The sequence below is a fragment of the Viridibacillus sp. KH_047 genome (genome assembly GCF_057838945.1).
Window position 1 is genome coordinate 269,027 of the sequence record NZ_CM174479.1, and the last position, 14,461, is coordinate 283,487.

The following is a 14,461-nucleotide window of genomic DNA, read 5'->3' on the forward strand; positions in this document are numbered from 1 at the left end:
ATGGTATCTTTGTTTTAGGAAATTCATAATCCTTATTAACTAATAATAATGTAGAGAATAAAAGATTGCTATATTATGTTGGAAAAAAATAATAATAACTAATAAACTTTGCCATTTAATAAGTTAACTAATTAGAATTTTGTGATAAAATGACTTAAGATAATACTTCGAAAAAAGGGGGCATGTTGTATGTTATTACATAAGACTGTTGGAGAAGTTTTACGTAGTACAGTGGAAGCGTTTCCGAATAATGAAGCATATGTGTATCCAGAAAATAATGTGAGAAAAACTTATGAGGAATTTAATCACGAAACGGACGAAATAGCGAAGGCATTTATCGGCATGGGTATCGAAAAAGGGGAGCATATTGCCATTTGGTCGGATAATAAGAGGGAATGGCTACTTAGTCAGTTTGCATCAGGGAAGATGGGAGCTGTTCTTGTAACAGTAAATACGAATTATCAAGAAAAAGAACTTGAATATTTGCTAAAGCAATCGGACTCAACGACATTAATTCTAGGGGAAGAATTTAAAGGTACTTCTTATATTAATATCATTCAAACAATATGTCCTGAACTAACAATCTCCAAAAAAGGTAATATTCTATCAGATAAATTACCACAGTTCAAAAGAGTAATAGTTATGAGTGAAAATGATTATCCGGGTATATATACATGGAGTGAACTTGAAGAGTTTGCGAAGCAAGTGACAGATGAAGAATTAGAAGAACGTTTTCAATCTCTAGATCCAGATGATGTTATTAATATTCAATACACATCAGGAACAACAGGTTTTCCAAAAGGAGTCATGTTAACACATAATAATGTCGTTAATAATGCTCAGTTAGTTGGAGAGTATATTCACTTAACGGAGCATGATCGTTTGTGCATCCCAGTACCATTCTTCCACTGCTTTGGTTGTGTGATGAGTACATTAGCTTCTGTATTACGTGGTACCACAATGGTCGTGTTGGAACAGTTTGAACCAGGCTTAGTGCTACAAATTGTCCAAGATGAAAAGTGTACAGCTTTACAAGGGGTACCTACAATGTTCATCGCAGAACTAAATCATCCTGACTTTGGAAAGTTTGAATTATCCTCACTACGTACAGGGATTATGGCGGGGTCAATTTGTCCAATCGAGGTAATGAAGAAGGTCATTAACGATATGGGTGCTCGTGAAATTACGATTTGCTATGGTCAGACAGAATCCTCACCAGTTATTACACAAACAAGCACGGATGATTCGATTGAAAAGCGTGTATCCACAGTTGGTAAGCCTCATCCGAATGTAGAGGTAAAGATTATTGATCCAGTGACTGGGGATGAAGTACAAATTGGTACACCAGGTGAATTATGTGCGCGTGGTTATTTAATTATGAAGGGCTACTATAATAATCCGGAAGCTACACATGCAGCAATCGATCATGAAGGTTGGCTTCATACAGGTGATATCGCAGTTATGGATGAGGATGGTTATATCGATATTACGGGGAGGATTAAAGACATGGTGATCCGTGGCGGTGAAAATATTTATCCTCGTGAGGTGGAGGAGTTTTTATATGAGCATCCACAAATTCAAGATGTTCAGGTTGTCGGAGTACCGGATGAAAAATACGGAGAAGAACTAATGGCTTGGGTCATATTAAAAGAGGGGGCATCTGTCACGGTAGAAGAGCTTAGAGCATATTGTAAAGGGAAGATCTCCTATCATAAAATTCCGAAGTATATTCAGTTTATAGATGAATATCCAATGACAGCCTCAGGGAAAATTCAGAAGTTTAGATTAAGAGAATTATCACAATTACACCTAGTTAAGTGAGTTGTTATGAGAGCAGGTTAAATGTTGAGGATTTGTATATTTCGTTCGCGCTTTTAGTAATTTAATAGATGAGAAATGTTGGCGCGTTATGAATAAATATACTACCCTATTTACTTATGCTAGGATAATCATGATAAAATGGCTATATCATATAGGTGAAGGGAAGAGTGAGATTTATCATGTCTGATAATACGTATCAACTCATTGCAATCGTTATTTATATGATTGCAATGTTAATAATTGGATGGTATGCATTTAGGCGTACGACTAATTTGACAGATTACATGCTCGGCGGTCGCTCATTAGGACCAGCAGTTACAGCATTAAGTGCTGGAGCAGCAGATATGTCGGGTTGGTTATTAATGGGGCTACCAGGTGCAATTTACGCAAGTGGATTAATAGAGGCTTGGATTGCTGTTGGTTTAACTGTAGGAGCATATTTAAACTGGATGTTTGTTGCACCACGTTTACGTATGTACACACAAGTATCAAACAATTCAATTACAATTCCAAGTTATTTAGATAACCGCTTAAGAGATAAAACGAAGTTACTTCGCATTGCTTCAGGTTTAATTATTCTTGTGTTCTTTACTTTCTATGTTTCTTCAGGAATGGTTGCAGGTGGAGTATTTTTCGAGAGTTCGTTTGGATATGATTATCATACGGGCCTATTAATTTCATCTGGTGTTGTAATTGCATATACACTATTTGGAGGATTTTTAGCTGTTAGTTATACAGACTTTATCCAAGGATTAGTTATGTTTTTAGCACTTATAATTGTTCCGATTTTCGGTTTATTCTTAACAGGTGGATTTGGAGAAACTGTAGATTCAATAAAAGAAGTTGATCCGAAATTATTAAGTTTATTTGCTGGTACAACGATTACAGGAATTATTTCTACTGTGGCATGGGGGCTAGGTTATTTTGGTCAGCCGCATATTATCGTTCGTTTTATGGCTATTAAGAGTGTGAAGGAAACAAAACAAGCTCGTAGAATCGGAATAAGCTGGATGTTACTAAGTTTATTTGGTGCTATTGCAACAGCGCTTGTTGGCGTTGCCTATTACCAACAAAATGCTGGAGTATTAAAGAATCCTGAAACAGTATTTATTGCTTTAGGGCAAATTTTATTCCACCCATTCATTGCGGGTATTATGCTTGCAGCTATTTTAGCTGCAATTATGAGTACTATTTCATCTCAATTAATCGTAACATCATCTGCATTAGTGGAAGACATTTATAAAGCGGTATTTAAATCAAATGCTTCAGATAAACAATATGTGTTTTTAGGACGTATGGCTGTACTTTTAGTATCTATTTTAGCAATGGCGTTAGCTTGGAAACAGGATAACAAAATTTTGGATTTAGTATCCTTTGCCTGGGCTGGTTTTGGCGCGGCATTTGGCCCTATTATTTTATTGACATTATACTGGAAGAAAATCACAAACTGGGGTGCTTTAGCAGGTATGGTAACTGGCGCAGTGACAGCATATGTTTGGGGTTCAAATGAAAAGCTTCATGCGGCTATGTACGAAATTGTACCAGGATTTATTATCTGTCTACTCGTAGCGGTTGTTGTTAGTTTATTAACGTATAAACCTAATAAAGAAATTGAAGAAGAGTTTGATAGAACAATAGAGTTATTGAAAAAAGAACAAGAAGGTTAATCATTCTTGTGTCCGTAGTTGGCTATGCTTGCATACATACAGCTACGGACTTTTCTATATACATAAGGGGTGATAGGGATGTTTGAATTAGATCATGTCGTATATTTCACAACAAAAAATCCGAAGCAGGTTGTCGAACAGGAACAAATTGAAGGTTTGCACCCTGTCGAAGGTGGGCAGCATTTGGATTGGGGAACGTATAATGCACTTTTTTATACAAAGAATAGTTATATTGAATGGCTGGCTGTTGAACATGAAAATATAGCGAAACAATCAACTCAGCCTTTAGTGAAACAACTTTTATATGATATTGTCGATGGTGAAGGTTTTGCATCATTATGCTTACGTTCAAACGATTTAGAAAAGAAGAATCGCTATTTTAAAAAGATGGGCTATCGTACATCAGGAATTATCCCTGCCGAGAGAAGAACGTCCAATGGCGGTTTGCGTAGATGGAAAATGCTTTTCATTGATCATAAAATTGACCATACTTTACCTTATCCATTTTTTATACAGTGGGAGCAGACGGATGAAGAACGTTATTCGTCTTTAAGAAAAGATGGAACAGTCAAACCTGAACATGAAGAATTGACGATTAAACATTGTATCTTCCATGTGAAAAATGTAGAAGAGAAGCTTATTCATTGGTCTAGATTATTATCGTTATCTACAAAGGGGAATACATTGAAGCTGGGGAATACAGTATTTGTTTTTGAGGAAAAACATGATAGTAAGGAACGATTGCACGCAATTGAAATTGCAAAAGGTTGAGAGTTAAGAAATGAATATGTTAGGATAAATTTACCTTTTTAAATAAGGGTTCTAAATGGTATTTGAACGGAACTGCTTGAATATTTTACGGGGTGATTATGACACAGCTGTTTTTTAGAACATTTTATATTTAATGGTAAGAGAAGAGTAGATATATCAGCTCTACTCTACTGTTTATTTCAGTGGAAATTAAGAATATATTCATACGCTTTGTTTTGCATAGTAAGAGGAGGAAATTTGTTGGATGAATTAATTGAAAAAGCTGTATTAGTTGGTGTTAATTTACGAGGGGATGTTCATTTCGAATATTCGCTTGAGGAGCTCCGAAATTTGGCGGAAGCACTAGATGTAGAAGTAGCTGGCACCGTTACACAAAATTTAGAACGTGTAAATCCATCTCATTATGTTGGAACAGGTAAAATAGAAGAAATTAAAAATTTCTATGATGAATCAGACGCAAATTTAGTCATTTTTGATGATGAGTTATCACCATCTCAAATACGTAATCTTGAGGCTGATCTAGAATGTAAAGTGATTGATCGTACAATGTTGATCTTAGATATATTTGCTAGACGTGCAAAATCGAAAGAAGCACAAATGCAAGTAGAATTAGCACAGTTACAATATATGCTACCACGTTTAGTAGGTTTGCATGCGTCCCTTAGCCGCCAAGGTGGAGGAACAGGCGGTGGTTTCAAAAACCGTGGTGCAGGTGAAACAAAACTTGAACTAGATCGTCGTAAAATCGAGGATCAAATTGCAAAATTACGCCGTGATTTAGAAGTGGTCAAAGAACAACGTGAAACACAGCGTAAGCAACGACGCAAAAATGAAATACCTGTCGTATCCATTGTAGGATATACGAATGCTGGAAAATCGACGATTATGAATCAGTTGTTACGTAAAACTGAGCATGAAGAACATAAGCAAGTATTCGAAAAAGATATGCTTTTTGCTACTCTTGAAACATCGGTTCGACAGATTGAATTACCGGATCATAAAAGCTTCCTATTAACTGATACTGTTGGTTTTGTTAGTAAATTACCCCACCATTTAGTAAAGGCGTTTCGTTCTACTTTGGAAGAAGCACGAGATGCAGATTTACTTTTACATGTAGTGGATTCTTCAAACGAAGAATATCAGTATATGATGGAAGTAACGAATAATACATTACATGCTGTTGGGGTTGAAGATGTACCAACAGTATATGTGTATAATAAGGCTGATCTTGCTAATGCAGAGTATCCGCAAGTAAGTGGAGATACGGTATGGATGTCTGCAAAAGAGGGCGTGGGATTGGATGAACTTTTACAGGTTGTTCGTCGCCATATTTTCTCTGATTATGTAACATGTCGCATTTGCATACCATATGATCGAGGGGATATTGTCTCGTATTTAAATGAGTATAGTAATATTCAAGAAACAGCATATGAAGAAGAAGGTACTGTGTTGAAAGTTGAAATGAAAGAAGCAGATGCAAATCGCTTTGCTGAATTTATCTTGAAATAAGAAAGAGTAGAGAGTCGATGTGTAACCGACCCTCTACTCTTTTAGTTTTGATCAAACTGAATGTTGTGTAGCTTTGTGAAAATTCCGTTTGCCGCGACAAGTTCGTCGTACTTACCATCTTCAGCAATTCCGTCTTCAGTGACGACGACGACTCGATCGGCATCTCGTATTGTTGCAAGACGATGAGCGATGACTAGAGTCGTACGATTTTTTGCAAGTTCATTTAAAGCGCGTTGAATAATTTTCTCTGTTTCTGTATCTAGAGCAGATGTTGCTTCATCTAAAATGAGAATAGGAGGATTTTTTAGGAACATCCGTGCAATTGCTAGTCGTTGTTTTTGACCACCGGATAACTTCAATCCTCTTTCACCAATTTGTGTATCATAACCATCTTGAAGACCTTCGATAAACTCCTCTAAATGAGCCTTTTTTGCAGCCGCTTGGATTTCTTCAAATGAAGCCCCAAGTTTACCATATGCAATATTATCGCGGACCGTTCCGGTAAATAAGAAGACGTCCTGTTGTACGATGCCGATTTGTGAGCGTAAAGAGTGTAATGTCATATCACGTACATCAATGCCATCAATTGAAATCGAACCTTCAGTGACATCATAAAATCTTGGTATTAATGAACAAATCGTTGTTTTACCAGCACCTGAAGGACCAACGAAAGCAATTGTCTGTCCTTCTTGAATCGATAAATTAATATTGGACAAAATCTCTTTATAAGACTCGTATCTGAAATGTACATTTTTAAATTGAATATTTCCAGACAATGCATGATTATCGATTGCATTCTTACGATTTTGGATGTCAGGTTCTTGGTCAATAAGCTCACGAAATCTCTTGAATCCAGCCATTCCTTTAGGATACAACTCTAAGAGGGCGCTAATTTTATCGACTGGTTTAATCAGTACATTTGAATAGAGCACGAAACTAACGAGTTCACCATAAGTTAGCGAGCCGTTGAAGCTCAACCACGCCCCAACAACTAATATGATTAGTGTGACAAGGCGGGTCATCATATAAATGCTGGAATGTGTACCAGCCATGATTTTATATGCAGAAAGCTTAGCAAGACGGAAACGACCGTTATTTACTTTGAAGCGATCCATTTCAAATTGTTCGTTTGTAAATGCTTGTACAACACGTACGCCTGACACGCTATCTTCTACACGAGCATTGACGTCTGCAATACTGCCATACATCGATTTCCAAGCTACATTCATTTTAACATTGCAATATGTTACTAACCAAACTAAGAAGGGTACCATGATTATAGCGATAATGGCTAATTGTGGGTTGATACTGAACATAATAGCAAAAGCACCAAAGAACGTCATAATGGCGATGAAGAGATCTTCCGGACCATGATGAGCGAGCTCACCGATATCAAATAAATCATTCGTAACCCGACTCATAATATGACCTGTTTTCGTGTTATCAAAAAAGCGGAATGATTGTTTTTGTACATGATTAAAAAGTTCTTGTCGCATATCTGTTTCAATATTAATGCCAAGTTTATGACCTAAATAGCTGACGATATATTGCAACAAGGTGCTAATAAGATAAATGATTAATAGTAGTACACTCACTGTCACAATGGTGCCCCATTCGCCACTTGGTAAAAGTTTATCAATAAACCATTGTACAGCAATTGGGAAGGCAAGTTCTAAAATTGCGACAATGACAGCACTTGTAAAATCGACGATAAATAATCGCTTATGTGGTTTGTAATAGGAAAAAAATTGTTTTAGCATTTATTTGCTCCTCTGTAAATTCAATTATTTGTATTATAACGAAAAAGTTAGATAAATGTAATAACTCTTTCAACCTACAATTATTTTATAATTCAAAAAAATGTTAAAATAATCAATATTACGCAAACTCCTATTCTTTGACATGCGTACAACTAACTATTTATAATAGACTTACTGTATTTTCTGAAAATAGACATCCTATTTACTTATTGGAAAGAGGGAATATAAATGATAACGAAAGAAGATATCGTTAAGTCGGTACCCCAAAAAGGTTTTGTTGGTCATCCTAAAGGATTATCAACCTTATTCTTTACAGAATTCTGGGAACGTTTTTCATACTATGGCATGCGGGCCATTTTACTTTACTTTATGTACTATAGTTTAAATGATGGTGGTCTAGGATTAGATAGAACGACAGCTAACTCAATATTCGCTATATACGGCTCACTTGTATATATGTCGGGGATTATTGGTGGTTGGATTGCTGACCGTGTATTAGGTACCAGAAGAACAGTATTTTACGGTGGTATTTTAATAATGCTAGGTCATATTTGTTTGGCATTCCCAGGTGGATTGACAATGCTACTAATTTCAATGGTATTCATTGTACTGGGAACAGGTTTATTAAAACCAAACGTTTCAAGTATTGTTGGTGACATCTATGCTGAAGCCGATAACCGTAGAGATGCTGGATTCAGTATTTTTTATATGGGTATTAACTTAGGTTCATTCATTGCACCTTTAATAGTCGGAACAATTGGACAAAAGTACAGCTTCCATTTAGGTTTCGGTGTTGCTGCAATCGGTATGTTTATTGGTTTAGTCATGTATTTAATTACTGCTAAGAAATATCTAGGCTTAGCAGGTAAACAAATTAATAATCCATTAACAAAAGATGAACTCTCTAAATTAGCACTAAAAACAATCATAGGCGTTGTAATTGTTGCAGTACTCGCAGTGATTGCTTATATAAACGATCAATTAACAATTAACAATGTTATATTATTCATTTCTATTCTAGGAATTCTAATCCCTACTGCATTTTTTGTGGCTATGTATAGAAGTCCAAAAACTAACGCAGAAGAAAAATCTCGTGTATTGGCTTATATACCAATGTTCATTGCTGCTGTAATGTTTTGGGCGATTCAAGAGCAAGGGTCAAATATTCTAGGAACGTATGCAGACTCACGTACTGATTTAAACCTTGGTCCAATTAAATTGCAATCTTCTTGGTTCCAGTCATTAAATCCTTTATTTATTATTACAATGGCACCTTTATTTGCTTGGATTTGGATGAAACTAGGAACTCGCCAACCATCTACACCAGTTAAATTTGCATTAGCATTATTTTTCTCTGGGTTCTCATTCATTGTCATGGTAATTCCCGCGTTTCTTTCTGGAGGTACAGCTTTAGTAAGTCCTTGGTGGCTAGTACTGAGCTTCTTCCTAGTAGTAATAGGAGAATTATTAATCTCGCCAGTAGGGCTATCTGTTACAACGAAATTAGCACCAAAGGCATTTAGTGCACAAACTATGAGTTTATGGTTCCTAACGAGCGCAGCAGCCCAAGCGGTGAATGCACAGTTAGTAAAAATATTCGATAAAATTAGTGAAGTTGCATACTTCGGTACAATAGGTACAGCTTCTGTACTACTTGGTATCGTGATGCTAACAATTTCACCAATGATTTCGAAAAAGATGCAAGGTATTCGTTAATAAACAATTTTAAAAGCGCTGGGATTATTCGAATCTCAGTGCTTTTTTATTTATAAGCAATGAAAGAAACTAATGCATAAAATCCTAGGATATTACGTATCTATAACGAAATTAGTCTGGATAAAGAAGAATAAATAGATTTTAATAGAATGAAATAGTTTGTAAGCGTTTTACTTCAAAATAGCTCTATACCGGTGTTTTAGGGTAATGAGCTACTTTCTGAATTCACGAAACTGTCATTATAGTGTGATAATCATTTTCATTTAGGGTTGACGGAAAAAGCCGTCATGTTATAATGGGAATTGTGAGTAAATGATAATCATTTTCAATAAGAGGGTTATTTACTCATAAAATGAAGACATCGGGGATTACAATGAAGAAACGATACCTTTTTATAGCACTTATTTTGTTATCATTAATATCGCTTTTTGTGGGAGTGAGCCGAATCTCTCCGACAGATTTGCTAGATTTTGAATCTGAAGAAACTCAAATTTTCTTAATTAGTCGTGTACCTAGACTAGTAGCCATTATTTTAGCTGGTATGGGAATGAGTATTGCAGGTTTGATCATGCAAAGTTTAAGTAGAAATAAATTTGTTTCGCCAACAACTGCAGGTACATTAGATGCCACTAAGCTAGGCATACTAGTATCAATGTTACTGTTTGCGAATGCATCTTTGATTGAGAAAATGGCGGTTTCATTTGTATTTGCGCTAGCCGGCACGCTTTTATTTATGCAAATTTTAAATCGTATTAAATTCAAGGATGCCATTTTTATTCCACTTGTTGGATTAATGTTCGGAAATATTTTATCGTCTATCACGACGTTTTTCGCCTATAAAGCGGATGTCATTCAAAATATATCTTCTTGGTTACAAGGTGATTTCTCAATGGTTATGAAGGGGCGTTATGAACTTTTATACATAAGTGTACCTATATTAATCATCGCGTATTTGTATGCGAACCGATTTACGGTTGCAGGTATGGGTGAAGATTTTTCGAAAAACCTTGGGCTTGCTTATAAAAGAATCGTTAACTTTGGTTTAATCCTCGTGGCACTCGTTACAACAACCGTTGTGCTAACGGTTGGGATGATACCTTTCCTTGGTTTAATCATTCCGAACATTGTATCGATCTTCAAGGGAGATCATTTACAAAAAACACTTCCGCATACCGCATTATTAGGTGCAATTTTCTTATTAGCCTGCGATATTCTAGGTAGGATATTGATTTATCCATATGAGATTTCAATTAGCTTAATGGTTGGGGTAATTGGTAGTGGCGTCTTCCTATACTTGTTATTTAGGGGGAAGGCGTATGCGTAACAGTACAAAAATGATACTATTAGCAGCATTTGCTGCAGTATTTTGTGGATTATATTTGTTTCAAGGTTTAAATGGAAGCTATGACTATGCATTGCCTCGCCGAGGTATTAAAGTGCTAGCAATGGCCATAACGGGTATTGCTATTGCGTATTCAACAGTTGTTTTCCAAACAATTACGCATAACCGCATTTTAACGCCAAGTATTATGGGACTAGATTCACTTTATTTGCTATTGCAAACAGTGATTATATTCTTCTTAGGTTCCGGGCATATAGTAGTTCTCAATACAAAAGTAAACTTCGTTCTATCATTAGTCGTCATGATTGGGTTTGCACTGCTACTATACAAATTTCTCTTCCGTACAGGAAAACAGCCAATTTATTTCCTACTGCTTGTAGGTATAATTCTTGGCACTTTGTTAGGTAGTATCACGACATTCATGCAAGTATTAATTGATCCAAATGAATTTATGCGCGTGCAGGATAAAATGTTTGCCAGCTTCAATAACGTAAGTGGAGACTTAGTATGGTTTGCATTAATTATCGTACTAGTGACGATGATATACGGGTGGCGAATGGTTCGCGACTTGGATGTATTATCTCTAGGGAGAGATAATGCCATCAACTTAGGTGTTCCTTACGATAAAGTCGTCAAACGTATGCTTGTTATTTCAGCGATTTTAATTGCTTCGTCTACAGCACTAGTAGGACCGATAACTTTCTTCGGTTTAATCGTTGCAAACTTGTCTTATCAATTCTTTAAAACGTACAAGCACACGGTGTTAATCACTGGTGCTGGTCTAATGAGTTTAGTGGCGTTAATTGGTGGGCAATGGATTGTTGAGCGTGTATTCACATTCTCAACAACATTAAGTGTTATCGTCAACTTTGTCGGTGGTATCTACTTCATCTATCTATTATTAAGGGAGAGTCGATCTGCATGATCCAAGTAAAAGAAATATCTAAACTATTCGGCAAGAAAGTTGTAGTTGATAAGGTAAGCGTCGATATTCAACGCGGCAAAATCACGTCTTTTATCGGCCCAAATGGTGCAGGTAAATCTACGCTTCTGTCAATGGTAAGTCGTTTACTTGATGCAGACACTGGAGATGTATTACTAGACAGCTCAGATGTGAAAAAATTAAAGTCTAATGATTTTGCTAAACGGGTATCAATTTTAAAACAATCAAACTATATGAATGTGCGTTTGACGATTCGTGAGCTTGTATCTTTTGGCCGTTTCCCATATTCTCGAGGTCGCTTAAATGAGGAAGATGTAAAAATGATCGACCAAGCGATTGAGTATATGAATTTAGAAGAAATCCAATATGATTTTTTGGACGAATTATCTGGTGGCCAACGCCAACGTGCTTTCATCGCAATGGTTATCGCACAAGATACCGAATATATATTACTTGATGAACCACTCAACAACTTAGATATGAAGCACTCGGTGCAGATTATGAAAATTCTAAGAAAACTTGTGGATGATTTAGGGAAAACAGTAGTCATCGTTTTGCATGATATTAACTTCGCTTCTGTTTACTCAGATCGAATTGTTGCTTTGAAAGATGGGCGTATTGTAAAAGATGGCCCAACCAATGACATTATCAATTCAGAATCATTAAAAGAAATTTACGATATGGATATACCTATTCAGGAAATGAATAGTTGCCGTATTTGTGTCTATTTTAATTCATAACAAAAGGAGACTTTACCCAATGAAAAACTGGAAATTACTTACGTTAGTTTTTGCAATGCTTTTAGTATTAGCAGCTTGTGGCTCTAAAGACGATAAAAAGGAAGAATCAACTTCAGGTTCAAAAGCAGAAGAAATTACGATTACAAATGACTTCGGTATTTCAAAAGATGATGGAACTTCTGATAACGTGAAAGACGAAGTAAAAGTTAAGAAAAACGCTGAAAAAGTTGTTGTATTTGATATGGGATTCTTAGATACTCTTGACACTTTAGGTGTTAAAGTTGCTGCATTACCACAAGATTCAGTTCCAAGTTACCTTGAAAAATATAAGAGTGCAGATTATAAAAACGTTGGTTCTTTAAAAGAACCTGATTTTGAAGCGATTGCTGCTTTAAAACCAGATGTAATCTTCATCTCTGGTCGTCAAGCTAGCCTTTACGAACAACTTAAAGAAATCGCTCCAACTGTTTATGTAGGATTAGATACTTCAAAATACATGGAATCATTCAAAGCTAATACAGAATTAGCTGGTAAAATCTTCGATAAAGAAGATCAAGTAAAAGAAGAACTAACAAAAGTTGATGATAAAATTGCTACAATTAATGAGAAAGCGTCTGCTTTAGATAAAAATGCATTAATCATCCTAGGTTCTGAAGGTAAAATCAGTGCTTACGGTCCAGCATCTCGTTTTGGTGTAATTCATGATGTATTTGGTTTTAAACCTGCTGATGAAGGTATTGAAGTTTCAACTCACGGACAAAACGTATCATTTGAATATGTACTAGAGAAAAATCCAGATATTATCTTTGTAGTTGACCGCGATGCAGTAGTAACTGAAGGTGCATCTGCTAAAGACGCAATCGAAAATGCTTTAGTGAAGAAAACAAATGCTTATAAAGACGGTAAAATGTTCTACTTAAATCCAGAAGTTTGGTACCTATCAGGCGGCGGATTACAATCAGTATCATTAATGATCGATGAAGTAGAGAAGGCATTATAATATGTTTTATCAAATGAAACGAATTATTGTACAGGAAGGTTTTTCTGGGCAGGTTGTAGAACGTTTTAGTGGCGATACACCATTAGCAAAGCAACCTGGTTTCGTTGATTTGAAAGTACTTGTGAAGAAAGTAAGGCGTGGAGACGAGGAAGTAATGATCCTCGTTCAATGGCAAAGTGAAGAGGATTGGAAAAATTGGGAGAAGAGTCCGGAGCACATCGCTGGTCATAAAGCGAATATCGGCAAGCCCAAACCAGAGTATATAATCGAATCGAGCCAAAACGTCTATGAAGTAAAAGTAACAAAATAAAGTAAGCTCCCCTAGCTTATTATTACTGAAAATGCTCTAGCTTGATGCTAGAGCATTTTTTGTTATTTTCGTTCATTTTGCTATTACATTGAGTAGAAAAGAGCTATAGTAGAATAAATGTTAATCGCAAGCTTGAGGAGGGATTAGTATGAAAAAGTTGTTTTATCCACTTGCGATAGTTACCGCAATCGTTTATATCGTGCTTTTTTTAAATATAAAAAGTAATTGGGTATTCAATCTAGATCAGTGGGCATCAGATTTGTTGAAGGATAATCAGTTTTTAGGTTTTTTCCATTACTTTGGTGAACCAGCTTTCGTTGTTGTCGTTGCCGTTATTTTAATAGTAGTGCTATGGATAAGGGATCGTAATTACCGTGGAATGTTTTTTGCGCTTGTAACAATAGCAGCGGGTAACGTACTTAATCAGTTATTGAAAGTGTGGGTGCAGAGACCACGTCCTGATATACCTGATCAGCTTAAAAGTTTTAGTTTTCCATCAGGACATTCCATGACGGGGATTTTATATTTGTTTACATTGGCCTATATAGCAAATGAATATCAATATTCTAAAAAGGTAAAGATACTCACTTGGATAGGAGCAGTCATACTGACAGTGCTTATTGGTATGTCACGTGTTGCTGAAAGCCGTCACTTCGCTTCAGACGTGTTAGCGGGCTGGTCGATGGGTTACACTTGGTTTATCATTGCAGTAATATGGTATGAACGAAGAAAACGAATATTTAAAGAGTTAGAACAGGAAAAAATAGAAGAATAATAAATTACTTAGTTTTACGTTATTTGAAATTAATCAAAATAAAACAACCAGTCGTCGAGTACGTATCGACAACTGGTTGTTTTGTTTTGAGATCTACATAAAAACAG

12 protein-coding genes are annotated in these 14,461 nt (G+C 36.0%); 11 read left to right on the forward strand and 1 reads right to left on the reverse strand.

Annotation, left to right across the window (positions count from 1 at the left end):
- Positions 1-189 precede the first annotated feature (189 nt).
- From AC3IS5_RS01445 to hflX, 4 genes are all read left to right on the forward strand, one after another.
- Positions 190-1,821 carry an AMP-binding protein gene (locus AC3IS5_RS01445; RefSeq protein ID WP_489426267.1) on the forward strand — a complete coding sequence of 544 codons (1,632 nt, stop codon included), beginning with the start codon at positions 190-192 and terminating at the stop codon, positions 1,819-1,821.
- 179 nt (positions 1,822-2,000) lie between these two features.
- The gene (gene putP, locus AC3IS5_RS01450) at positions 2,001-3,488 is read left to right on the forward strand and encodes a sodium/proline symporter PutP (protein ID WP_489427797.1); all 1,488 of its coding nucleotides are present in this window, start codon (positions 2,001-2,003) and stop codon (positions 3,486-3,488) included.
- 78 nt (positions 3,489-3,566) lie between these two features.
- Complete coding sequence (locus tag AC3IS5_RS01455) at positions 3,567-4,259, forward strand: VOC family protein (RefSeq protein WP_489426268.1); 693 nt, start codon at positions 3,567-3,569, stop codon at positions 4,257-4,259.
- Between the two features lie 240 nt (positions 4,260-4,499).
- Complete coding sequence (gene hflX / locus AC3IS5_RS01460; protein WP_489426269.1) at positions 4,500-5,768, forward strand: GTPase HflX; 1,269 nt, start codon at positions 4,500-4,502, stop codon at positions 5,766-5,768.
- Positions 5,769-5,809: 41 nt separating this feature from the next.
- Here the strand turns inward: hflX and AC3IS5_RS01465 are convergent, their stop codons facing one another.
- The gene (locus AC3IS5_RS01465; protein ID WP_489426270.1) at positions 5,810-7,528 is read right to left on the reverse strand and encodes an ABC transporter ATP-binding protein; all 1,719 of its coding nucleotides are present in this window, start codon (positions 7,526-7,528) and stop codon (positions 5,810-5,812) included.
- A gap of 228 nt (positions 7,529-7,756) precedes the next feature.
- On the opposite strand from AC3IS5_RS01465, the gene AC3IS5_RS01470 reads away from it, so the two are divergent.
- From AC3IS5_RS01470 to AC3IS5_RS01500, 7 genes are all read left to right on the forward strand, one after another.
- Positions 7,757-9,244: a peptide MFS transporter gene (locus tag AC3IS5_RS01470; RefSeq protein WP_489426271.1), complete on the forward strand. Its 1,488-nt coding sequence runs from the start codon at positions 7,757-7,759 to the stop codon at positions 9,242-9,244.
- Between the two features lie 373 nt (positions 9,245-9,617).
- On the forward strand, positions 9,618-10,568 hold the full coding sequence (locus AC3IS5_RS01475; protein ID WP_053419146.1) for an ABC transporter permease: 951 nt from the start codon (positions 9,618-9,620) through the stop codon (positions 10,566-10,568).
- Positions 10,561-11,511 carry an iron chelate uptake ABC transporter family permease subunit gene (locus AC3IS5_RS01480; protein ID WP_053419147.1) on the forward strand — a complete coding sequence of 317 codons (951 nt, stop codon included), beginning with the start codon at positions 10,561-10,563 and terminating at the stop codon, positions 11,509-11,511. The genes AC3IS5_RS01475 and AC3IS5_RS01480 overlap by 8 nt, the downstream gene beginning before the upstream one ends.
- Entirely contained in the window at positions 11,508-12,269 is a 762-nt protein-coding gene (locus AC3IS5_RS01485) for an iron ABC transporter ATP-binding protein (protein ID WP_038186197.1), read from the forward strand. Before AC3IS5_RS01480 ends, AC3IS5_RS01485 begins: the two co-directional genes overlap by 4 nt.
- A gap of 19 nt (positions 12,270-12,288) precedes the next feature.
- A complete protein-coding gene (locus AC3IS5_RS01490) occupies positions 12,289-13,269 on the forward strand; it encodes a siderophore ABC transporter substrate-binding protein (protein WP_489426272.1) in 981 nt (326 codons plus the stop codon).
- A 1-nt stretch (position 13,270) separates the two neighbouring features.
- Positions 13,271-13,579, forward strand: coding sequence for an antibiotic biosynthesis monooxygenase family protein (locus AC3IS5_RS01495; protein WP_053419149.1), 309 nt, complete (start codon positions 13,271-13,273; stop codon positions 13,577-13,579).
- Between the two features lie 148 nt (positions 13,580-13,727).
- Entirely contained in the window at positions 13,728-14,354 is a 627-nt protein-coding gene (locus AC3IS5_RS01500) for a phosphatase PAP2 family protein (protein WP_489426273.1), read from the forward strand.
- The last annotated feature ends 107 nt before the right edge of the window (positions 14,355-14,461 follow it).